Annotated in this window: 19 protein-coding genes; 14 read left to right on the top strand and 5 right to left on the bottom strand. The window is 54.1% G+C overall.

The features are described 5' to 3' along the window. Positions 1-122: 122 nt before the first annotated feature. The 4 genes from ygeW to EBB54_RS16580 form a co-directional block, all read right to left on the bottom strand. A complete protein-coding gene (gene ygeW / locus EBB54_RS16595) occupies positions 123-1,316 on the bottom strand; it encodes a knotted carbamoyltransferase YgeW (protein WP_004077700.1) in 1,194 nt (397 codons plus the stop codon). 102 nt (positions 1,317-1,418) lie between these two features. Continuing rightward, entirely contained in the window at positions 1,419-2,732 is a 1,314-nt protein-coding gene (locus EBB54_RS16590) for a YgeY family selenium metabolism-linked hydrolase (RefSeq protein WP_125128259.1), read from the bottom strand. Positions 2,733-2,767: 35 nt separating this feature from the next. Next, positions 2,768-4,009, bottom strand: coding sequence for a diaminopropionate ammonia-lyase (gene dpaL / locus EBB54_RS16585; RefSeq protein ID WP_004077696.1), 1,242 nt, complete (start codon positions 4,007-4,009; stop codon positions 2,768-2,770). A 63-nt stretch (positions 4,010-4,072) separates the two neighbouring features. Further along, entirely contained in the window at positions 4,073-4,711 is a 639-nt protein-coding gene (locus tag EBB54_RS16580) for a helix-turn-helix transcriptional regulator (RefSeq protein WP_004077694.1), read from the bottom strand. A 398-nt stretch (positions 4,712-5,109) separates the two neighbouring features. Here EBB54_RS16580 and EBB54_RS16575 point away from each other — a divergent pair, with 398 nt between their 5' ends. The 6 genes from EBB54_RS16575 (at position 5,110) to EBB54_RS16550 (ending at position 14,966) form a co-directional block, all read left to right on the top strand. Beyond that, the gene (locus tag EBB54_RS16575; RefSeq protein ID WP_004077692.1) at positions 5,110-6,468 is read left to right on the top strand and encodes a uracil-xanthine permease family protein; all 1,359 of its coding nucleotides are present in this window, start codon (positions 5,110-5,112) and stop codon (positions 6,466-6,468) included. 61 nt (positions 6,469-6,529) lie between these two features. Further along, positions 6,530-7,861: a putative aminohydrolase SsnA gene (gene ssnA / locus EBB54_RS16570; protein WP_125128258.1), complete on the top strand. Its 1,332-nt coding sequence runs from the start codon at positions 6,530-6,532 to the stop codon at positions 7,859-7,861. A 96-nt stretch (positions 7,862-7,957) separates the two neighbouring features. Further along, on the top strand, positions 7,958-10,939 hold the full coding sequence (ygfK, locus tag EBB54_RS16565) for a putative selenate reductase subunit YgfK (protein ID WP_125128257.1): 2,982 nt from the start codon (positions 7,958-7,960) through the stop codon (positions 10,937-10,939). Between the two features lie 52 nt (positions 10,940-10,991). Beyond that, positions 10,992-11,888 carry a selenium-dependent molybdenum cofactor biosynthesis protein YqeB gene (gene yqeB / locus EBB54_RS16560; RefSeq protein ID WP_125128256.1) on the top strand — a complete coding sequence of 299 codons (897 nt, stop codon included), beginning with the start codon at positions 10,992-10,994 and terminating at the stop codon, positions 11,886-11,888. Positions 11,889-11,897: 9 nt separating this feature from the next. Further along, on the top strand, positions 11,898-14,480 hold the full coding sequence (gene xdh, locus EBB54_RS16555) for a selenium-dependent xanthine dehydrogenase (RefSeq protein WP_125128255.1): 2,583 nt from the start codon (positions 11,898-11,900) through the stop codon (positions 14,478-14,480). A 6-nt stretch (positions 14,481-14,486) separates the two neighbouring features. Next, entirely contained in the window at positions 14,487-14,966 is a 480-nt protein-coding gene (locus EBB54_RS16550) for a 4Fe-4S binding protein (RefSeq protein ID WP_125128254.1), read from the top strand. Positions 14,967-15,147: 181 nt separating this feature from the next. Here the strand turns inward: EBB54_RS16550 and EBB54_RS16545 are convergent, their stop codons facing one another. After that, positions 15,148-15,858 carry a helix-turn-helix transcriptional regulator gene (locus tag EBB54_RS16545; protein ID WP_125128253.1) on the bottom strand — a complete coding sequence of 237 codons (711 nt, stop codon included), beginning with the start codon at positions 15,856-15,858 and terminating at the stop codon, positions 15,148-15,150. Positions 15,859-16,044: 186 nt separating this feature from the next. Here EBB54_RS16545 and EBB54_RS16540 point away from each other — a divergent pair, with 186 nt between their 5' ends. The 8 genes from EBB54_RS16540 to EBB54_RS16505 all read left to right on the top strand — a co-directional run bounded on the left by EBB54_RS16540 (position 16,045) and on the right by EBB54_RS16505 (position 23,456). Next, positions 16,045-16,428, top strand: a complete 384-nt coding sequence (locus tag EBB54_RS16540; RefSeq protein ID WP_004077681.1) for a RidA family protein — start codon at positions 16,045-16,047, stop codon at positions 16,426-16,428. Positions 16,429-16,430: 2 nt separating this feature from the next. Further along, the gene (locus EBB54_RS16535; RefSeq protein ID WP_243127700.1) at positions 16,431-17,360 is read left to right on the top strand and encodes an NTP transferase domain-containing protein; all 930 of its coding nucleotides are present in this window, start codon (positions 16,431-16,433) and stop codon (positions 17,358-17,360) included. Positions 17,361-17,575: 215 nt separating this feature from the next. Continuing rightward, positions 17,576-18,598, top strand: coding sequence for a molybdopterin-binding protein (locus EBB54_RS16530; RefSeq protein ID WP_125128251.1), 1,023 nt, complete (start codon positions 17,576-17,578; stop codon positions 18,596-18,598). Between the two features lie 78 nt (positions 18,599-18,676). After that, positions 18,677-19,720 carry a GTP 3',8-cyclase MoaA gene (moaA, locus tag EBB54_RS16525; protein ID WP_004077676.1) on the top strand — a complete coding sequence of 348 codons (1,044 nt, stop codon included), beginning with the start codon at positions 18,677-18,679 and terminating at the stop codon, positions 19,718-19,720. A 2-nt stretch (positions 19,721-19,722) separates the two neighbouring features. Then, the gene (locus EBB54_RS16520) at positions 19,723-20,658 is read left to right on the top strand and encodes an MOSC domain-containing protein (protein ID WP_004077673.1); all 936 of its coding nucleotides are present in this window, start codon (positions 19,723-19,725) and stop codon (positions 20,656-20,658) included. Positions 20,659-20,764: 106 nt separating this feature from the next. Then, positions 20,765-21,691: a molybdate ABC transporter substrate-binding protein gene (gene modA, locus EBB54_RS16515; protein ID WP_125128250.1), complete on the top strand. Its 927-nt coding sequence runs from the start codon at positions 20,765-20,767 to the stop codon at positions 21,689-21,691. A gap of 1 nt (position 21,692) precedes the next feature. Further along, positions 21,693-22,397, top strand: coding sequence for a molybdate ABC transporter permease subunit (gene modB / locus EBB54_RS16510; protein ID WP_004077669.1), 705 nt, complete (start codon positions 21,693-21,695; stop codon positions 22,395-22,397). Positions 22,398-22,400: 3 nt separating this feature from the next. After that, on the top strand, positions 22,401-23,456 hold the full coding sequence (locus tag EBB54_RS16505; protein ID WP_125128249.1) for a sulfate/molybdate ABC transporter ATP-binding protein: 1,056 nt from the start codon (positions 22,401-22,403) through the stop codon (positions 23,454-23,456). The last annotated feature ends 26 nt before the right edge of the window (positions 23,457-23,482 follow it).

The raw sequence follows: 23,482 nt of genomic DNA, 5'->3' as shown, positions 1-23,482 counted from the left end.
CCGCTTCTTCGAAGCTCCTGTCTGAGGTTCATGGGCGTCCCGCCCAATAGCAATATGAAAAATCAGCCCTTAGCAAGTAAACTTGCACAGTCTGTTTTTCATATTGCTGCTGTTCCCGATGATTACTTAAATACTCTCGGTGTTCCGTTTTCTTCCAGCTTCTTGAGGATGTCAGCCGGATCAGCAAATTTTGCAAGGAAGATCATTGCAGCGATGATGTACGGCTTGAAGCTTGCTTCCTTGTACAGCGGATCTCTGTAGCGGTCGAATACGGACGCGTCTACTTCACCTTCCTTACAGCTTACGCCTGTGATATCAGCCGGCAGGCAGTGCATATACAGAGCCTTTCCGTCCTTTGTGGTAGCCATCAGCTCTTCGGTACAAGCCCAGTCCTTGTGCTCTGCGTTCTGTGCAAGCAGTTCTTTCTCCAGAGCCTTGATGCCGTCTGTGTCGCCGTTTCCGTACAGCTCGGTACGTTTTTCCATTGCAGCGAAAGGAGCCCAGCTCTTCGGATATACGATGTCCGCATCCTTGAACGCCTCAGCCATGCTGTTTGTCTTTGTGAAGGAACCGCCGGACTTCTCCGCGTTCTTCTTCGCAACTTCTTCTACTTCCTCGAATACTTCGTAGCCTTCCGGATGCGCCAGTACAACGTCCATGCCGAAACGTGTCATCAGTCCGATGATTCCCTGGGGAACGGACAGCGGCTTGCCGTAAGACGGAGAGTAAGCCCATGTCATAGCCAGCTTCTTGCCCTTCAGATTCTCAACACCGCCAAATTCGTGGATGATGTGGAGCATATCTGCCATTGCCTGTGTCGGGTGGTCAATGTCGCACTGCAGGTTTACAAGGGTAGGCTTCTGTTCCAGGATGCCGTCCTTATTTCCCTGAGTTACAGCGTCAACAACCTCGTGCATGTAAGCATTTCCCTTGCCGATGTACATATCGTCGCGGATACCGATGACATCTGCCATGAAGGAGATCATGTTAGCAGTCTCACGGACAGTCTCGCCGTGGGCTACCTGAGATTTTCCTTCGTCCAGATCCTGAACTTCCAGACCTAACAGGTTGCAGGCAGAAGCAAAGGAGAAACGGGTACGGGTAGAGTTGTCGCGGAATAAGGAGATTCCAAGGCCGCTCTCGAAAACCTTTGTGGAAATGTTGTTTTCTCTCATGAAACGCAGCGCGTCAGCTACGGTAAATACTGCCTCGATCTCGTCGTCTGACTTTTCCCATGTAAGGAAGAAGTCTCCGTTGTACATCTCTTTGAAATTTAACGCGTTGAGCTTGTCGATATAATCCTGTAATGTTTTCATTGTAAAATCCTCCTGAAAAAAATTTGTAAAGTATTAGGGTAAATAGGTTTCGTATATCGTGTACCGTATCCATACTGCTACGGCAGAAAAAAGGAAAATAATTTATTTGCAGTATTCTGTCGGAAGTGCAGCATATACAGCAGCACATGTTACCAGATCCTGCTTCCAGGTCATTTCATTCGGAGCGTGAGCCTGTGCCTCTGCGCCAGGTCCGAAGCCGATGCAGGGGATTCCGTTTCTTCCCATGATGGAAACGCCGTTGGTGGAGAAGGTCCACTTGTCTGTCAGAGGACGTGCCTGACGCATTTCCAGAGTGTCAGCAGCGCCGATTCTCTGATCGCCGTAGAGTCCCTTGTAAGCAGCTTCTAAAGCCTTCGTTACCTTGTGATCCTTCGGGATCGCCCATGTCGGGAAGTAGCACTCGATCTCGTATACGCATCCTGTGTAGGAAGGACGGTCGTAGTTGTACATGGAAACTACAACGTCGTCTCCGTATTTCTTCACGCTGGGCAGTGCGCGGATCTCATCCAGGCAGCTCTCCCAGGTCTCGCCGAATGTCATACGGCGGTCCAGAGATACCGCGCAGGAGTCAGCAACCGCACAGCGGCTCGGGGAGGTATAGAAGATCTGGGATACGGTTACAGTACCGCGTCCAAGGAAACGAGCCTCTTCCCAGTCCGGATTGTACTTTTCATCCAGCATCTTCACAAGACCTTTGATCTCGGTTCCGTCTTCAGCGTCATTTTCATTCAATGCGCGGATATCCTGGAGGATGTCAGCCATCTTGTAGATCGCGTTGTCACCGCGCTCCGGAGCGGAGCCGTGGCAGGAAACACCCTTCACGTCCACACGGATCTCCATACGTCCTCTCTGTCCGCGGTAGATTCCGCCGTCTGTAGGCTCTGTGGAAACAACAAATTCCGGGCGAACCTTGTCTTCGTTGATGATGTACTGCCAGCAAAGTCCGTCGCAGTCTTCTTCCTGAACGGTTCCTACAACCATGATCTTGCAGCCTTCCGGGATCAGATCCATGTCCTTCATGATCTTTGCGCCGTATACTGCAGATACGATACCGCCGCACTGGTCAGACACGCCGCGTCCGCCGATCTCGGTCTCGTTCTCATATCCCTCGTAGGGATCAAAGTTCCAGTTCTCGATATTGCCGATTCCTACGGTGTCGATGTGCGCATCATAAGCGATGATCTTGTCGCCGGTTCCCATGTAGCCGATTACATTTCCCTGGGGATCAATCTGAACCTCGTCGAATCCAACCTTCTTCATCTCAGCAGCGATGGTGTCGATGTGAGCCTTCTCGTCGCAGCTCTCTCCCGGATTCTTTACGATGGCGCGCAGGAACGCGGTCATATCCTTCTCATACCCCTGGGCAGCTTCCTTAATCTTGTCAAAATCAAACATGTTTTTTATCCTCCTTATGATATTGAATGTTTTTATTATAAATCTGCAAATACTTCTTTATCTGATCCGCATAAACCTTCCCATGTGATCTCACGGAAACGGTCCGGATCTGTGTCGCCTTCGGATGATACAAGTAAAACCTCTGAATTTTCATCCAGCTTTAAGGCTTCTTTCAGATCCTTGTATTCCGGATTGGTCATCAGCGCGTGCACCAGGCCCATGGTGACGGAACCGGATTCTCCGGAGATGACCTGCGGATCGCCCTTTAACGGAGCCGCGTAAATGCGTGTGCCGTTTGCGCTCACCCAGTCCGGGCAGGAAACAAATGCATCCGCATGGTTTCTTAAGATATCCCAGGATACGGTGTTGGCTTCGCCGCATGCCAGGCCTGCCATGATGGTGAACATGTCGCCGGTTACATCCACACGGCTTCCGTCCTTCTGCATTGCAGAACGGTAGAGGCAGTCAGCCGCATTGGCTTCACAAACCACCATGACCGGAGGATTTTCTTTGAAACGGTTGGCGAAGAAGCCGATCACCGCGCCTGCAAGGGAACCAACCCCGGCCTGGATAAAGATGTGGGTGGGGCGGCATCCGTCGTCTGCGAGCTGCCGGTCTGCTTCCAGGGCAAGTGTTCCGTAACCCTGCATGATCCAGGTCGGAATCTCCTCATAGCCCTCCCATGCGGTATCCTGAATGATTACGCCGTGTTCCGTGTTCTCCGCTTCCTTCGCGGCCATGCGGACACATTCGTCATAGTTCAGGTCTTCGATGGTAACCGTGGCATTCTCTTTGGCAATGTTGTTCAGACGGGTCTGTGTGGAACCCTTCGGCATCCGGACGGTACACTTCTGTCCAAGCTTGTTCGCAGCCCAGGCAACTCCGCGTCCATGATTGCCGTCCGTCGCAGTAAAGAAGGCTGCCTGCCCAAATTCTTCTCTGAGCTTCTCGGAGGTCAGTACATCGTAAGGAATCTCGCTGACATCCTTGCCGGTCTGCTGCGCGATGTATCTGGCGATGGCATAAGAACCGCCGAGCACCTTGAACGCGTTCAGGCCGAAGCGGTAGGATTCGTCCTTGACATAAAGACGCTTCAGACCCAGGTACTCAGCCAGCCTGGATAAACGGGTCAGCGGTGTGACTTCGTACTGCGGAAAACTTTTATGGAAGTTGTTCGCTTTTGACATTTCTTCCATAGACATGTTCCGGACCTGTGTATCATCGCTCTTGGCAATATGATTCAGAGTCCATTTTAAATGTTTCTCTGTGCTGCTCATGTTTCAAATTCTCCTTTATTCATTTTTGGATTCGGAAAGACTGCTAAGGGCAGGTCTTTCACATTACTTGTTGATATCTACATAGCTGTAGAGCGTATACTTGGAGATGTCAAAGTACTTGGCTACTTTGTCTCCTGACTTGGTGATCAGGAAGGCTCCGGCATCATTCAGGAAATTGATCGCCTTGATCTTGTCTTCCTTCGTCATAAGAGGTACGGGAACCCCGACCAGTGCAACGGACTGTTCGATCAGCTCATCCAGAAGCCTGCTCACATCATGGGTAATGACGTTGGGTGAAGCTTCCGTCTGGGGCTCTTCACAGGTGATGAGAGCGTGGACGCTGTTCTCCAGTGCGAGAAGGGCGGTGATATCATAGTTGATGGAAAATATGTAACAGGGCCGCCCTTCATCGTTGTGGATGTAGATGGTGCTGGACTTGAGAATCCGTCCGTTTTCCGTCCGGGTCAGATAAGCAAGCTTATCTTTCAAAGGTTCGCCCTGATGTCGGATGGCATTCAGGACGGCTCCGGAAGGTCCGTCGCCGATCTTGCGTCCGGTGAGCCCGCCGTTCTCAATATGTACGATGGTGTGCTCAAGGGAATCATCCGTCAGATCATGAACCACGATCTCGCAGTCCTTTCCAAATTGTGCCGAAAGCCCGGCTGCGATCTGCTTCAACATATCTAACCTGGAAATATTCATCTTCAATTCCTCCTTCCTTATATTATATGAAATGGAAATACCGGGCTTTTTATTCGAGCTCTATTGGTCTCTCTACAAAACATCATATCACAAATTTTGAAAAAATCAATAGAAAAAACAAAAAATTTTTAAGAAACAAAAAAATTTTTATTTTGCTTGTATTTTGAGCAGATTGATGTTATTATAAAATCAACAGAAGCGAAAATTGTTTAATGTGCATGAACCGAAATGGAGTCAAAAATCCGAATGTTATTACTTTTGCATCAAAACGCTGTTTCGGCGCTTTTGCTCCATGCAGGCTGGTCTCTCTGTCATGCGGACGACAATCTGCTTCTTATATTATTAAAGAAAAGACAGGCAGATTTTTTCTGGAAAGAAGGAGAGAAAGGAAAACAGATATGAGTAAAGAAGAGACGGGTTCCATCTCACAGGAACTGTTCAGAATTGACGGAAAGCCTTCCGTACCGCAGGCCCTCCCGCTGGCATTGCAGCACGTTGTAGCTATGATTGTAGGGTGCGTGACACCGGCCATCATTGTAGCAGGCGTGGCCGGACTTTCCCCGGCAGATTCTGTCATACTGATCCAGGCGGCGCTGGTGATGTCGGCGCTGACAACGTTCATCCAGTTATTTCCGCTGATCAAGAACGGTCCCATATCCCTGGGGTCGGGACTTCCGGTCATCATGGGCATCAGCTTCGCCTATGTGCCCACCATGCAGGCCATCGCAGGCGATTATGATGTGGCAACGATCCTGGGCGCACAGATCATCGGCGGTATCGTAGCGATTATAGTAGGAATCTTCATCAAGCAGATCCGCAGGTTTTTCCCGCCGCTGATCACCGGTACGGTGGTATTTGCAATCGGACTTTCCCTGTATCCGACAGCCATCAACTATATGGCAGGAGGCGTGGGAAGCGATGGATACGGTTCCTGGCAGAACTGGCTGATTGCCATCATTACGCTGATCGTGGTGACTGCGTTGAACCATTATGGAAAGGGGATCTGGAAGCTTTCTTCCATATTAATCGGAATTGTCGTGGGATATATCGCGGCGCTGGCATTCGGAATGGTGAATTTTTCTTCCGTGGCATCCGCATCCATGTTCCAGCTTCCGCGGCCGCTCCACTTTGGGATCACATTTGAACCTTCCTCATGTGTGGCCATCGGCGTGTTATTCGCCATCAATTCCATACAGGCCATCGGAGATTTTTCCGCCACCACAACAGGCGGACTGGACAGAATGCCTACGGATGAAGAACTAAACGGCGGTATCGTGGCATACGGTATCAGCAATATCTTCTGTGCGTTCTTCGGAGGGCTTCCCACAGCTACATACAGCCAGAATGTGGGGATCGTGGCATCCACAAAGGTGGTGGCTAAGAGAGTATTCGCCATGGCGGCAGGCATCCTTCTTGTTGCAGGGCTGATCCCGAAGTTTTCTTCCCTGCTGACGACGATCCCGTCCTGTGTGCTTGGCGGTGCCACCGTATCGGTATTCGCGTCCATCGCAATGACCGGTGTGAAGCTGATCACGGCGTCCCCCATGAATTACAGGAATACCACCATCGTGGGCCTGGCCATTGCCCTTGGAATGGGGATCACCCAGGCCAATGCGGCGCTGGCATCCTTCCCCGCATGGGTGACCACCATCTTCGGAAAATCTCCGGTGGTGCTGGCAACTATCGTGGCCATTCTGCTGAACTTGGTACTTCCGAAGAATATGGATCTGACGGAAGCAGAGAAAAAGTTGGACTGAGAATACATTTTATAGAAGAAATGCAAAAGCAAAAAAAATTTTTTATAAAGGAGGCGGCATTATGCTGATCATAGGAAACGGTAAAGTCATTACCAGAGACAGCAATCTTCCATATATTGAACATGGAGCGGTTGCAATCGAAGGCACAAAGATTGCCAGGGTAGGAACGGAGAAGGAGCTGAAAGAGGCTTATCCGGATGCAGAGTATATCGATGCGAAGAAGGGGCTGATCATGCCTGCGTTTATCAACACCCACGAGCACATTTACAGCGCCATGGCAAGGGGATTCAGTATCAAAGGCTACAATCCGAAAGGATTTCTGGATATCCTGGACGGACAGTGGTGGACCATTGACCGGCACCTGACGCTGGAACAGACAAAATACAGCGCGATTGATACCATGATCTCCTGTATCCGCAACGGTGTGACCACCATCTTCGACCACCATGCAAGCTTCGGCCACATCAAAGACAGCCTGTTCACCATCGCCGATGCGGCGAAGGAACTGGGCGTGCGCTCCTGCCTGTGCTACGAAGTATCGGACAGGGACGGCATGGATAAGGCAAGAGAAGCGGTGATGGAGAATGCGGAATTTATCCGCTACGCGCTGAAGGATGATTCGGATATGCTGGCCGGTATGATGGGAATGCATGCCCAGTTTACGATCTCAGACGAGACTATGGAGCTGGCGGCGGCCAACAAGCCGGACGAGGTGGGCTATCATATCCACGTGGCAGAGGGAATCGAGGATCTTCATGACTGCCTGAAGAAGTACGGCAAGCGGATCGTGGACCGGCTCATGGACTGGAATATCCTGGGAGAGAAGACGCTGCTGGGACACTGCATTTACATCAATTCCCATGAGATGGACCTGGTGAAGGATACCAACACCATGGTCGTACATAATCCGGAATCCAACATGGGCAATGCCTGCGGATGCCCGCCCACCATGGAACTGGTGCACAGGGGAATCCTGGCAGGTCTGGGAACCGACGGCTACACCCACGATATGACCGAGTCCTACAAGGTGGCGAACGTACTCCACAAGCATCACCTGTGCGACGCCAACGCGGCATGGGGCGAGGTGCCCAAGATGCTGTTCGAGAACAACGCGGCCATTGCAAACCGTTACTTCAAGGCTCCTCTGGGCGTTTTGAAGGAAGGGGCGGCAGCGGATGTGATCGTAGTGGATTACAACCCGCCTACACATCTGGATGAGAACAACATCAACGGACACATCCTCTTCGGCATGACCGGACGGGACGTGGTGACCACAGTCGGAAACGGAAAGGTTCTGATGAAGGACAGGGAAGTAAAAGTGATTGATGTGGAAGAAGCTATGGCAAAATGCAGGGAATCCTCTGCAAAGCTGTGGAAGAGCATCAATGGATAAAGGGGACCAGGAGAAAAAAGAGTGAACTCCGGACAGCGGTACAAAAAAAGGCGGCCGCTGTCCGGAGGAAATGAAAAATAACAGGAGGAAATGAAAATGAGTGATATTATGAGCTGTATGCCTTTCGAACAGTTGTTGAACTGGGTTCGGACAGAGCATGACGAAAAAGGAACCGTATTTGGAGTACACAGTCCCTACGTGGCAGACCCGGGCAGGGCGCAGACCATCTTCGGCCGGAAGCTGGAGACCCCCATCGGCCCTGCGGCAGGCCCCAACAGCCAGCTTGCCCAGAATATCGTGGCATCTTATTACGCGGGAAGCCGTTTCTTCGAGCTGAAGACCGTACAGATCATGGACGGCGCGGAACTTGCGGCATGCGTCAATAAGCCCTGTATCCTGGCGGAGGATGAGTGCTACAACTGTGAGTGGTCAACGGAGCTCTATGTGCCCCAGGCTCAGGACGAATATATCAAGGCGTGGTTTTTGCTTGCCTTCATTGCAAAGGAATACGGCCTGGGAAGTACGGAGGGCTACCAGTTCAACATCAGCGTAGGCTATGACCTGAAGGGCATCAAGTCGGAGAAGATCGACACATTTATCAACAACATGATGAACGCGGAGCAGACAGACGCCTTCAAAACATGCAGGGAAGTGCTCCTCGCCCATGCAGGGGAATTTCAGAATGTCACAAAGGAAGACATCGAGGCGATCTCCCCGCTGATCTGCAATTCAGCGACCATCTCCACGCTTCACGGATGTCCTCCCCAGGAGATCGAGAGCATTGCCACCTATCTTCTGACGGAAAAGAAGATCAACACCTTTATCAAGTGCAATCCCACCCTTCTGGGCTATGAGTTTGCCCGGGAGACCATGGATAAAATGGGATATGACTATGTGGCGTTCGGAAGGTTCCATTTCGACGACGACCTGCAGTATGCCGACGCGGTTCCCATGCTCCAGAGGCTGATCCGCCTGTCCGGCGAACAGAACCTGGAATTTGGCGTGAAGATCACCAACACCTTCCCGGTGGATGTAAAGGCCAACGAACTGCCCAGCGAAGAGATGTATATGTCCGGAAAATCCCTGTATCCTCTGTCTCTTTCCGTAGCGGCAAAGCTTTCCAGAGACTTCGATGGGAAGCTCAGGATTGCCTACTCCGGCGGTGCAGACGCATTTAACATTGAGAAGATCGTGGGAACAGGCATCTGGCCTGTCACTGTGGCGACGACGATTTTGAAGCCTGGCGGATACCAGAGGCTCAAACAGATGGCAGAGGGATTGGACGCCATGGGCATGAAGCCGTTTGAGGGAATCGACGTGAACGCGCTGAACCGTCTGGCGGAAGACGCGGTGAATGACCCTCACCATGTAAAACCGGCGAAGCTTCCGGTATCCAGGAAGTCCAAAGAGAGAGTGCCGCTTCTGGACTGCTATACGGCCCCCTGCGAGGATGCCTGTCCCATCCATCAGGAGATCACAACCTATGTGCGGCTTGCGGGAGAAGGAAAATACGAAGAAGCCCTGAAAGTGATCCTGAACAAGAACGCGCTGCCGTTCATCACGGGAACCATCTGCGCACACGGCTGCCAGAGCCACTGCAACCGGAATTTCTATGAGACCCCGGTTCAGATCCGGGATACCAAGCTGGAATGCGCACAGAAGGCATTTGACGCAGTGATCGGTACGGTTGCGCCCGCCGGAAGCTGCGGTAAGAAAGCCGCGGTGGTAGGAGGCGGCCCCTCCGGTATGGCGGCGGCATACTATCTGGCAAAGGCAGGCGCGGACGTGACGATCTATGAGAAGCGCGACAAGCTGGGCGGTGTAGTCAGCGCCATCATCCCGGATTTCCGGATTGACGACAGCGTAATCGATAAGGACGTATCCCTGCTTCGGAAGCTGGGTGTGAAGATTCTGACCAATACGGAGGCGCCATCCGTAGCAGAACTGAAGAAGGAATACGACGGCGTAGTCCTGGCAGTGGGCGCTTACAAGCGGGGCGAACTGAAGCTGGAAGGCGGCGAAGCCCTGAATGCCCTGGCATTCCTGGAAGATTTTAACGCAAAACAGGGAAAAGTAGACCTTGGAAAGAACGTAGTCGTGATCGGCGGCGGAAATACGGCTATGGATACCGCAAGGGCGGCGAAGCGCTGCGACGGCGTGGAGCATGTGTATCTGGTATACCGCAGGACCAAGCGCTATATGCCGGCGGATGAGCACGAACTGCTTCTGGCCATTGAGGACGGCGTTGAGTTCAGAGAGCTTCTGGCGCCTGTAAAATTAGAAGGCGGCAATCTGGTCTGCAAGGTAACACAGCTTGGCGAACGGGACGCGTCCGGACGGGCAGGGGTTGTGGAGACAGACGAGACCCTTTCCATCCCGGCAGATACCGTGATCGCGGCAGTAGGTGAAAAGGTGCCCACAGATTATTATGAGGCAAACGGCCTGAACGTGGACGATCGGGGACGTGTGAAGGTGAGCAGTACTCTGGAAAGCAGCGTGGAAGGCGTCTATGTGGTCGGCGACGGCCTGTTCGGACCATCCCTGGTGGTGAAGGGAATGGGAGAGGCTATGACTGCGGCGGAAGCCATCGCAGGAGTTCCGGTGACCGGGGATCTGAGCACACCGGCAGATGCAGAAGCCATTTACCAGAAGAAGGGAATCCTGGCGGAGCCGGGATGCGGCAAAGAGGCAGACCGCTGCCTGGGCTGCTCTACAGTATGCGAAAACTGCGTGGACGTATGTCCGAACCGCGCCAATATCTCCGTCAAAGTACCGGGAATGGAAAAGGCGCAGGTGATCCATGTGGATTATATGTGCAACGAATGCGGCAACTGTAAGGTATTCTGCCCATACGCAAGCGCGCCGTATCTTGACAAATTTACATTATTCGCAAATGAAAAGGATATGGCGGACAGCAAGAACGATGGTTTTGCCGTACTGAACCGGGAAGAACTGGAATGCAGGGTTCGGTTCCTGGGTACAGAGTACACCTGGAAGAAGGGACAGGAGACGAAAGTTCCGGAAGAGCTGCAGAGGCTGATCGAAGCGGTATGCGCGGATTATAGTTATATGTTATAAGCGTTTTGAATGGAAGAAGCCATGCACGGGAGCCTTGAAGGGGCTTCCGGGTATGGCTGTCGGCAAATATGGTAAAAAAAGTCTGTTTACAGGCTTTGAAGGCAGCAGTATGATGGAACTCAGCACACAAAGAGAGGCGGGAACAAACATGAAGATTTTGATCAAGGGAGCCGGGGATCTGGCTACAGGGATCGCGTATGAATTTTGGCTTGCGGGCCATCAGATCCTGATGACGGATATAGAAGTCCCATTGGCGGTGAGAAGGACGGTATCTTTCTCGCGTGCGGTGTATGAGGGCGAGGCACAGGTAGAACAGGCAAAAGGAATCCTGGTTCAAAACCTGGAGGAAGCTCTTGGGGTGACGAAGGCAGGCAATATCGCGGTGATTGTAGACCCTCAGGCAAAGATCCGTGAGACATACTGCCCGGATGTCCTGATCGACGGTATCATGGCCAAGAAAAATCTGGGCACACGTATCGGCGACGCGCCGGTGGTGATCGGGATCGGCCCCGGTTTTACGGCGGGGGCGGACTGCCATTTTGTGATAGAGACCCAGCGGGGCCCTTCCCTCGGACAGGTGATCTCCGAGGGCAGCGCCATTCCCAATACGGGGATTCCGGGGGAGATTGCGGGATACACCATAGAACGCCTGGTCAGGGCTTCGGCCTCCGGGACGATGGAGCCGATCGCACAGATCGGGGATCTGGTAAAGAAAGGGCAGACAGTGGCTATGACCGGGGGCGTTCCGGTCTGCGCGCAGATGTCCGGCATTGTCCGGGGCATGCTCCAAGAAGGCGTGCAGGTGGAAAAAGGGCTCAAGATCGGGGACATTGACGCACGGGAGGACAGGACATACTGCGTGACCATATCAGATAAGGCGAGGCGGATCGGAAAAGGCGCTTTGGAGGCGGCGTTTTCCGGCAGCCCCAGGTTCAAAAAAAGAAGGTGAGAATTGAAAATGTATACATTTGTAGTGAATGGAAAAACGGTGAAAACGGATAAAAAGCAGTCCCTGCTTCGGTTTCTCCGGGACGAACTGCACCTGACCTCGGTGAAGGACGGCTGCAGCCAGGGCGCATGCGGCGCCTGTACCGTAATCATAGACGGCGCGGTGTGCAAGGCATGCGTCCCCATGACGGACCGGCTCGAGGGCAGGCACGTGCTGACCGTGGAAGGATTAAGCGAATGGGAATCCCAAGTCTTTACCTATGCTTACGGGGAGGCGGGAGCGGTACAGTGCGGCTTCTGCATCCCGGGTATGGTGATGTGCACCAAGGCGCTTTTGGATGTAAATCCGGATCCCACGGAGGAAGAGATCAAATACGCTCTGCGGAACAATTACTGCCGCTGTACCGGGTATGTGAAGATCATCGCCGCGGTGAAGCTTTCCGCGAAGATCCTGCGGGAAGGCGTGGTTCCGGGAAAGAGCGCCGACGACTGGAAGATCGGCTCCAGGGTACACCGCCTGGACGTGGAAGAGAAGGTGATGGGCTACGGCAAGTATCCTGACGATTTCTATATGGAAAATATGTGTTACGGCTCGGCCCTTCGGAGCAAATACCCAAGGGCAAGGGTGCTCTCCATTGATACCTCCAAGGCGAAAGCACTGCCGGGCGTGGCGGCGGTCCTGACGGCGGAGGACATTCCGGGGGAGAACAAGATCGGGCATCTCAAGCATGACCAGTATACCCTGATCCCGGTGGGAGGGCTGACCCATTACCTGGGAGACGCCGTGGCCCTGGTAGCTGCGGAGGATATGGAAACCGTAGAAAAAGCGAAAAAGCTGATCAAGGTGGAGTACGAGGTTCTTCCCATGGTACATAATATTGAAGAGGCGGCGGCAGCGGACGCGCCCAGGGTATTTGACGAGGAAGAGTCCAATGTCCAGGCATACAAGCACGTAAGCCGGGGGAATGCACAGGAAGCGATCAAACATGCGAAGCATGTCATTTCCCATCGCTTCGAGACCCCCTGGACGGAGCACGCATTTCTGGAGCCTGAGTGCGCCGTGTCTTATATCGACGAGGACGGCGATGTGATGGTCATTTCCACAGACCAGGATGCCTACTGTACTTACCGGGAATGCAGCCTGATGCTGGGAACAGATAAGGTGAAGGCGGAGAACGCGCTGGTAGGCGGCGGCTTCGGCGGCAAGGAGGACATGACGGTGCAGCATCACGCGGCGCTGCTTGCCCACCATACCAGGCGTCCGGTGAAAGTCCGGCTGACCAGGGCGGAGTCCCTTCTGATCCACCCCAAGCGGCATCATTTTGTGATGGACTTTACCATGGGCTGTGACGAAAACGGCCGGATTCTGGGGGTAAAGGCAAAGGTGGCTTCGGATACAGGAGCGTTTGCCTCCCTGGGAGGCCCCGTGCTGGAGCGTGCCTGCACCCATGCGGCAGGCCCTTATGCCTATGAGAATTTTGAGATCGAAGGAACCGCTTATTATACAAACAATCCGCCGGCAGGGGCATTCCGTGGGTTTGGCGTGACCCAGACCTGTTTTGCGACGGAGACCTTGCTGAACATGATGGCGGACGAGATCGGGATCACGCCATGGGAGATCCGCTACCGCAATGCCATCCGTCCGGGAGGCGTTCTGCCCAACGGACAGATCGTGGATGAATCCACCGGGCTGGTGGAGACGCTGGAGGCAGTGAAGGAGCAGTACGATAGTGCAAGGGCGGCCGGAAAACCGGTGGGGCTTGCCTGTGCCATGAAGAACGCCGGAGTGGGCGTGGGAATCCCGGATACGGGCCGGGTAAAACTGATCGTAGAGGATGACCATAAGCTTCATATCTACGCAGGGGCTTCCTGCATCGGCCAGGGCCTGGGAACCGTGCTGGTACAGATGGTTGTCAGCAATACGGACTTAAAGCGGGAGGACATTGTCTACGAGCGCAGCAATACATGGATCGCACCGGATTCCGGAACCACTTCCGGCTCCAGACAGACCATGATCACCGGGGAAGCATGTCTGCGGGCGTGTAGAAAGCTGATGGAAGCAAAGGCAGGAGGAAAGACGCTGGCGGATCTGACGGGACAGGAATTTTACGGAGAATACCTTGCCAAGACAGATCCCCTTGGCGCGGACGTGCCGAATCCGGTTTCCCATGTGGCCTACGGATACGCTACCCAGGTATGCATCCTGGATTCCCAAACCGGGAAGATCGAGAAGATTGTTGCGGCCCACGACGTAGGAAAGGCAGTGAACCCGCTGTCCTGCGAAGGGCAGATTGAGGGCGGCGTGGTCATGTCCATGGGATTCGCCCTGCGGGAAAAATATCCCATCGACGAGAACTGTAAACCGGTGGAGAAGTTCGGTGCGCTTGGGCTGTTCCGTGCCCATGAGATCCCGGAGATCGAGGCCCTTGTCATCGACAAACCGGGGCTCAATGTGGCCTGCGGCGCAATCGGCATCGGGGAGATCACATCCATTCCGACCGCGCCGGCGATCACGGACGCGTACTACCGGCTGGATGGAGAGCGCAGGTACAGCCTGCCGATCTCCGGTACACCATATAAGAGGGAGGGATGACGGATCATGGCAGTGAAGAAAAAATTCCCCTGCCGCGCGGCGGTGGTGGCATGCAACGGAACATGTGCCGCAAGTGCGGTATCCAGATGTAAATATGGCTGTGTGGGCTGCGGAAACTGTGCTGCGGTCTGCAGGTTCGGCGCCGTTTCCCTGAATGAAAACGGCGTGGCAGAGGTGGATGAGGAGAAGTGTATCGCCTGCGGTATGTGCGTGCGCGCCTGTCCCCAGGATATCATCCGTCTGCACGAATGCGCCAACTATATTGTGGTGCGGTGCGCCAATGAAGACAAAGGAAAAGAAGCGAGGGAAGCCTGCCCGGTAAGCTGTATCGGCTGCGGGATCTGCGAAAAGACCTGTACGGCGGAGGCGATCCATGTGATCGACAGCCATGCGGTGATCGATGAATCCCTTTGTTTAAGCTGCGGCATGTGCGCGGTCAAGTGCCCCCGACATGCCATCGCGGATCTGCGGGGAATCCTGGCGTAACGGTATAATAGAGAAGTGGACGGCAAAGCCTGTGTCTGCGTCATATAAAAACGTGCGGACCGCAGGCTGTACAAAAAAAGTCCTGTCAAATAGGTGTCTATTTGACAGGGCTTTTTTATACCATCGTATGTAGAAAAGCTGCCGGAGGCAGGTTTTCAGTGTGCGCCGCTGACAAAGTGTATCAGGCGCTGATCTCGCTGAGATACCGGTAAATGGTGGCATTGGAGCAGGAGAACTTCCTGGCGACAAAGGAGACCGCCCCTTTGAGCTGAAACAATCCCTGCTCATTGAGCTGCTCCACAATCTCCCTCCGTTCGAACTGGTTCAGCCGGTCAATGGGCGTCTCCAGAGAAGCCGTGGCTTCGTCAAAGATCTTCTGCATCAGCGCCGGGATATCCATGGAGAAATTCTCCGTGATCGGCGTCGCTGCGGTTTTCGGGGGAGCGGCAGACGGAGCGCTCCTGTCCAGCAGAGGCTGGGTGTTTGCGGGGTGCTGCTCCAGAAAGGATTCCGGGTGGATCACGGAAAGCAATTGTTCTGTCAGTTCCTTGTACCGCCAGTCGTCGAAATTGATGCATAGGAGCCCGATGGGCCTGCGGTCCTCATCCCGGATGAACATGGTGGAGGAACGGAGGACATGTCCATTGGGCGCAATCCCTTTATAATTGCTCAGAAAGTCTTCCGATTCATAGGCCCTGGAAGAGATCATGCGGAGGGCGGCATCCGTCAGGGGGCCTCCCACTTTTCTGCCGCTGATGTGTCCGTTTGCGATTGCGGCAATTGCAATGTCCTTGGAACTCAGGTCATGCAGGACCACTTCAAAATCCGGGCCGAGCGCCTTTCCGAGAAAGTCTACAAGTATGGTATAATGCTGAAGGATATCTGATTGCATAAGCGTTCCCCATTTCTTTTATAACGTTTCTTCTATTATTACACGTTCTCTTTTTAAATTCAATAAAAAAGTCAACGTACAAAAAAATTTTTGTTAGGCAAACGGCGTTTCAGCTTGACAGATATAGATGCCGGTGATAAAATATTATTATTACGAGAAAAGAAATTTGTAGAAGGAGATATGACCATGAAAACAATCTTAAACACAGACAAGGCACCTAAGGCAATCGGACCCTATTCACAGGGAATCAATACAGGGAATCTGATGTTTCTCTCCGGACAGCTTCCGATCCTTCCCTCCGAAGGCAAGATCGTTGCGCAGGACATCGAAGGCCAGACAAAGCAGTCTCTGGAGAATGTAAAGTCCATTCTGGAATCTGCCGGATGCACCATGGACAATGTAGTAAAGACAACCGTATTTTTGAAAAACATCGCGGACTTTGGAAAGATGAACGAAGTATACAAGGGATTTTTCAGTGAAGGCAACTATCCGGCAAGATCTGCGTTCCAGGTAGCCGCACTTCCCCAGGATGCGCTGGTAGAGATCGAAGTTGTTGCATTAAAAGACTGATTATGCATGTCGGCGCAGTGATCGATGCCGCCGGCAGACCTGCAGAGACAGGGGATTTGAGCCGGCTTACGGAGACAGACATCCTGTCCGCGGCAGAACGGACGGCTGTGAACTTTCAGCGGGCAGGCATCAAGGACATCGTTATGGTAACCGGATATCGGGCAGAGCAGGTGGAGAAGACGCTCCGCCGCTTTGGGATCACATTTCTCAGAAATGAACACGGCGGTTCCCCGCAGATGCTGGATTCCGCCAGGCTGGGGCTTCGCTATCTCAGGGAACGGTGCGGCAAAGTACTGTTCTGTCCGGTGGATGTTTCCTTTTTCATGGAGGATACGGTAAAGCTTCTGCTGGATGAACCGGGCAGTGTTGTGCTGCCGGTCTGCCAGGGTCAGCCGGGATATCCGGTCTGCATCGACAGCACCCGGATTCCCGCTATACTGGAGTACCAGGGGAACCAGGGCTGGAAGGGCGCTCTGGAAGCGCTGGAGAGGGAGACAATCCGGTTGGAGGTCTCTGACGAAGGAGTGCTTGCGGGCGCATACGGACAGCAGGACTGCACCCAGCTTGCCAGGCTCCGTGACAAAAAGCGGATGCGGCCCACGGTGAAGGTAAGGCTGGCCGGCCGGAAGCCCTTTTTCGGGCCGGGGACAGTCACACTGCTCAAGCAGATCGACAGTCTGGGTTCCGTGAAGGAAGCCTGCGAGAGAACCAGCATTTCCTACAGCAAAGGATGGAAGATCATCCATGCGGCGGAGGAGGAGCTGGGGTACCAGATCGTAGGACGCAGGCCCGGCGGAAAGAACGGCGGAGGAGCCTATCTGACAGACAGGGGAAGGGATCTTTTGGGACTGTTCGAGGAGTTTGAGAAGCAGGTGGAAAAAGCGGCAGATCAGATCTATCACAATATTTTTTTTGACAGCGAATTATTTTGAAAAAATAATCGGTATGGTCCAACAGATAATTGGCTACATAATAAGGTATCATGCGCATATTAAATCGCTTTGCGATGGCGCATGAGCAGGCAATCAATTTGCTTCGCAAATTGGTTACAAATAAGGTATCATGCGCATGAAAATCGCTTTGCGATGGCGCATGAGCAGGCAATCAATTTGCTCCGCAAATTGGTTACAAATTGGAGGAATGGACGATGAAACTGATGAAAACGGAGGAGGCGGTGGGGCAGATCCTCTGCCACGACATCACCCAGATCATCCGGGGCGTGACGAAGGACGCGGTATTCCGCAAGGGACACGTGATCCGCGAGGAGGATATCCCGGTGCTCCTGAGTGTAGGGAAGGACCACATTTATATCTGGGAGAATCACGAGAATATGCTTCATGAAAACGAGGCTGCTCAGATTCTGTGCGATATATGCAGAAATGACCATATGCGTCCGTCAGAGGTGAAGGAAGGCAAGATTGAGCTGAGCGCGGAATGCGCCGGGCTGTTTAAAGTGGATTCCGAAAGGCTGAAAGCGGTCAACTCCCTGGGAGAGATGATGATTGCGGCGCGGCACGGGGATGTTCCTGTGAAGGCGGGGGACAAGCTGGCAGGAACCAGGATCATACCGCTGGTGATCGAGAAGGAGAAGATGGAGCGGGCAAAGGAGACGGCGGGAGAGAAGCCGATCTTTGAGCTGATGCCGTATCTGAAAAAAAAGGCGGGGATTGTGACCACCGGAAACGAGGTGTTTTACGGGCGGATTGAGGATACCTTTACCCCGGTGATCCGGGAAAAGCTGTCGGAATATGATGTGGAGGTCATCGGCCATGAGGTCTGCAGCGACGACCACGAGCAGATCACGGCGGCCATCCGGAAGCTGTTGGATGCAGGGGCGGATCTGATCCTCTGCACAGGAGGAATGAGCGTGGACCCGGACGACAGGACCCCTCTTGCGATCCGCAATACCGGAGCCAGGATCGTGACATACGGCGCGCCGGTGCTGCCGGGAGCCATGTTCCTTCTGGCCTATTACGGGGACAGGCATATTCCGGTCATGGGGCTTCCGGGGTGCGTCATGTACGCAAGGCGGACCGTCTTTGACCTGGTACTCCCCAGGATCATGGCCGGGGAAGTGCTGGAGAAACAGGACCTGGACCGGCTGGGAGAAGGCGGGCTGTGCCTGTCCTGCCCGGTGTGCACGTTTCCCAACTGCGGATTTGGAAAGTAAAAACAGACCGGGGCCTTTGCGTAATCAGAAGCATGTGTGCGGCCCCGAAGAAAAAAACAGAAGAATAAGAGGCAAGCAATGAAAGACCAATATCAGAGAGTTGTTGATTATATCAGAATATCCGTGACAGACCGGTGCAATTACCGGTGCCAGTACTGCATGCCCCGGGAAGGGGTGGAGCCCATGCCCCACAGCGAGGTCATGACCTATGACGAGATCCTCCGTCTCGTCAAGGCGGCGGCCGGCGCGGGGATCACAAAGGTGAAGATCACCGGAGGGGAACCCCTGGTGCGAAAAGGCGTGTGCGGGCTGATTCGCAATATCCGGCTGGTTCCGGGAATTGAGTCTGTTACAGTGACTACCAACGGAGCGCTGCTGTGCAGGTTTCTGCCGGAGCTGGCGGCGGCCGGAGTGTCCGGCATCAACATCAGCCTGGATACCCTGGACAAAGACAAATTCCACCGTCTGACCCGGCGGGGAGAATTTTCTGAGGTCTGGGAGGGCATCCGGCAGACGATCCTGGCAGGAATCCCGGTGAAGGTAAACTGCGTACCCATGGTGGGGATCAATGAGGATGAGCTTGTGGACATGGCGGCGCTGGCATGGAAATACCCGATCACGGTTCGTTTTATTGAAATGATGCCCATCGGGCTGGGGTCAGGATATACGGCGGTGACCCAGGACGAGATCAAAAAACTGCTGGAAGCGCAGTTTGGTTATATGGAACTGGTGAAGGAGTCTGTGGGAAACGGCCCGGCAGTCTATTACCAGCTGCCTGAATTTCGCGGGAAGATCGGGTTCATCAGTGCGCTGAGCCGGAAGTTCTGCCGCTCCTGCAACCGAATCCGGGTGAAAGCGGACGGCACCTTGAAGCTGTGCCTGAATTATGAAGGGCATATCAATCTGAAGCAGGAGATGAGAAACGGGATTGATGACAGGGAGCTGCAGCAGCTTCTGCAGGACTGCATCTACATGAAACCGAAATGCCATGATTTTCCAAGCAGGGCATGGCCCACGGCGGAGAACGGCGTGCCCGGGATCTTTGGAAACGGAAATTCACCCGAGGAGCGGGTAAAGGGAATCCTGCAGGAAACACACAATATGGCTCAGATCGGAGGTTAAGCATGGGAGTGGTAAAGGCAGTCTGCATCAGTGAACGCAGGGGGATCGAAAAGAAAAATGTGGGCTCTGCGGAATTTGCGGAGGGCTTCGGAATCCGAGGGGACGCCCACGGCGGGAACTGGCACAGGCAGGTCAGCCTCTTGTCGGCAGAGCGGATCGAAGCATTTAACAGGAAAGGGGCAGATGTGGTTTACGGCGCCTTCGGGGAAAATCTGGTGGTAGAGGGTTTTGATTTCAGATCCCTTCCGGCCGGAACCACGTTCCGGTGCAATGACGTGGTGCTGGAAATGACGCAGATCGGAAAGGAATGCCACACCCACTGCCGGATCTATCAGAAGATGGGGGAATGCATCATGCCCACCCAGGGCGTGTTCGCACAGGTGATTCATGGGGGCACCATTTCCGTGGGAGACGAGATGCAGATCATTGAGAAGGCGGATACCCGCTATACCGCTGCGGTGGTGACGCTCAGCGACAAAGGCGCAAGAGGGGAACGGGAGGACACCAGCGGCCCCTGTATCTGCGGGATGCTGGAGGAGGCAGGCTACCGTGTGGTGGAGCGGCTTTTGCTGCCGGACGAGCAGAAGAAGATCGAACAGGAGCTGATCCGTCTTTCGGACGGCAGGCAGGTCAACCTGGTTCTGACCACAGGGGGAACCGGATTCTCTCAGCGGGACCGTACGCCGGAAGCCACCATGGCAGTGGCCGAGCGAAATGCGCCGGGGATCGCGGAGGCCATCCGTATGCACTCCCTGTCCATCACCGGAAGGGCCATGCTGGGAAGAGGCGCGTCGGTGATCCGCGGCAAGACGCTCATCGTCAACCTGCCGGGAAGCAAAAAGGCGGTGAAGGAAAGCCTGGAATATATCCTGCCCCACCTGGAACACGGGATCGGGATTCTGACCGGGGAGGAAGCGGAGTGCGGCGGCAGGGTATGAATGCGGCCGGAGACGGGGCGGAGTACGGTGTCAAGGCATGAATGCGGCCGGAGCAGGCAATCCATTAGCTTTGCAAGCTGGCTGCAAATGAGGAAGGAAAGAAAACATGTGGAAAAGAACGGTTTGCGGCCTCCTTGCGGCAGTGCTGACGGGAAGCCTGCTGACGGGATGTGCCGCGGATGTATCCAAAGGGACGGAAAAAAAGCCGGAAGCGCAGGGAACCGATCAGAATATCGGGAAAACCGATCCTGAGACAGAAAAGGACACCGGGAAGAACGATCCTGAGACGGAGATCCAGGTATTTATAGCGGCCAGTCTGAACAACGTTATGACAGAGCTGGCAGAACAATACAGCCAGGCCCATCCGGAGGTAAAGATCACCTATAATGCGGACAGCTCCGGTACGCTCCTGACGCAGATCCAGGAGGGATATGCCTGCGACGTCTTTTTTTCCGCGGCCCAGAAGCAGATGGATCAGTTGGAGAAGGACGGACTTGCGGTAGAAGGAACCAGGGCGGACGTGGTCAACAACCAGGTGGTGGTAGTCGCCTTAAAGGACAGCAAAACGGCGGTGACGGGGCTCGGCAATCTGGAGGAGGCCGGGAGCATTGCACTGGCAGGCGGAAGCGTTCCCGTGGGAAGATATACCAGGCAGGCGCTGGTGAACCTGGGAAAGCTGGAAGAGACGGAGGATGCGGCCAGGATCAGCACCCGGACGGTGTCCGAAGCCCTGGGCGGCGTGGAGATCAGCGAGCAGGACAATGTGAGCAAGGTGCTCACGGCGGTGACCGAAGGCTCCTGCGAGGTAGGAACCACGTATTACTCCGACACATACGGATATGAGGAAGAACTGGACATCCTGGAGACAGTCGGCTATGACCTGACCGGAAATGTCATCTATCCCATTGCACAGGTGGTCAACGAGGAGGCGGATGAAGCGCAGACGGCCGCGGCCGCCGAATTTGTGGAGTTCATTTTGTCGGACGAAGCCAAGGCCGTGTTTGAAGCATATTATTTTGATACGGATGTTTGATATGGAAACGGTAATGGAACTATTCAAGGAACTGGACTGGAGTCCTCTGTTTATATCTCTGAAGACCGGGGCTGCCGCTACGTTTGTCTCGTTTTTCCTGGGGATTTTCGCGGCAAGGAAGGCAGTCAGGGCATCTGGCGGCAAAAAGGCCGTCCTGGACGGGATACTCACCCTGCCCATGGTGCTGCCTCCCACGGCGGCAGGGTTTTTCCTATTGCTTTTGTTCAGCAGGCGGCGTCCGTTAGGCAGCTTCCTGTACGAACAATTTGACTTCAAGGTGGTGCAGACCTGGCTCGGGTGCGTCATCGCGGCGACGGTCATTGCGTTTCCCCTGATGTACCGGAATGCCCGGGCTGCTTTTGAGCAGATCGACGTCAACCTGGTCTATGCAGGGCGGACCCTCGGCATGTCGGAAACAGAGATTTTCTGGCGGGTGGTGGTTCCCTCCGCAGGGCCGGGGATCGCGTCGGGCACGGTGCTGACCTTTGCCAGGGCGCTGGGAGAATACGGGGCCACCTCCATGCTGGCCGGAAATATTCCGGGCAAGACGGGAACCATTTCCCAGAAGATCGCCATGGTGATCCAGGACGGGGACTATCTGACGGCCGGAATCTGGGTCGGGGTGGTGATCGTGATCGCCCTGGCGATCATCATCCTGATGAACCTGATCTCAGGAAAACGGATGAAAACGGTGAAAAGGTGGTAAAGGATGAGTCTGAGTGTCAATGTGAAGAAACGGTTTCCCGACTTTTCGCTGGATGTCCGGTTTGAAAGCAGTGCGTCCAGGATCGGGATTCTGGGGGCGTCAGGCTGCGGAAAAAGCATGACGCTGAAATGCATTGCCGGGATCGAGACGCCCGACCAGGGGGAAATCCTGCTTGGCCCGAGGGTGATGTACCGTTCTGCGGACAGAACCTGCGTGAAGCCCCAGAAACGCAATATCGGTTATCTGTTTCAGAATTACGCCCTCTTTCCCACAATGACGGTTGCAAAAAATGTCGGTGCGGGGCTCAAAGGCAGCAGACGGCAGAAAGAGGAACGGGTTCGGGAGATGCTGCATACATTTCAGTTGGAAGGGCTGGAAGAGCGTCTCCCCGGGGAACTGTCCGGGGGGCAGCAGCAGAGGGTGGCGCTGGCCAGGATCATGGCCTATGAGCCGGAAGTGATCCTGCTGGACGAACCCTTTTCCGCTCTAGATCAGTTTCTGAAAGACCGGCTGCAGCAGGAATTGTACGAAATGCTGGAGGCATACGCAGGAACCGTGCTCCTCGTATCCCATGACCGGGATGAGATCTACCGGTTCAGTGAGGAACTGCTGGTCATGGACCGGGGAAGGGTGATCACCGGAGGAAAAACCAGGGAACTGTTTGCCGATCCCGGATATCTGGAAGCGGCCCGGCTCACCGGGTGCAAGAATTTTTCCCGGGTGCAGAGGACGGGAGTGCACCGGATGGAAGCGCTGGACTGGGGGATCGGGCTGCAGTGCAAAAGAGAGATTCCCGGGAACATTGCATATGTGGGCTTCCGGGCCCATGAATTTGTCCCTGTATGGGGAGAGAAAAAAGAGAACTGCATCCGGTTTCGGCTGGCCGGCAGCGCGGAGCTGCCCTTTGAGAAAAATTTTTATATCCTGCCGGAAAATGAACACGCCCGGGAAAACCTGTGCTGGTTTTTGCAGAAGGACAAGTGGGAATTGCTGCGCGAAAAAGGGCTGCCGGATTATTTGGAGCTTCCGGAACGCCGGCTTTTGTTTTTGACAGGCTGAGAAGAGGGCTGGTTCAGCCTGTATCG

The sequence above is a fragment of the Schaedlerella arabinosiphila genome (genome assembly GCF_003885045.1).
In the GTDB taxonomy this organism is placed as follows: Bacteria; Bacillota; Clostridia; order Lachnospirales; family Lachnospiraceae; genus Schaedlerella; species Schaedlerella arabinosiphila.
This window is presented reverse-complemented; position numbering and strand designations above follow the sequence as displayed.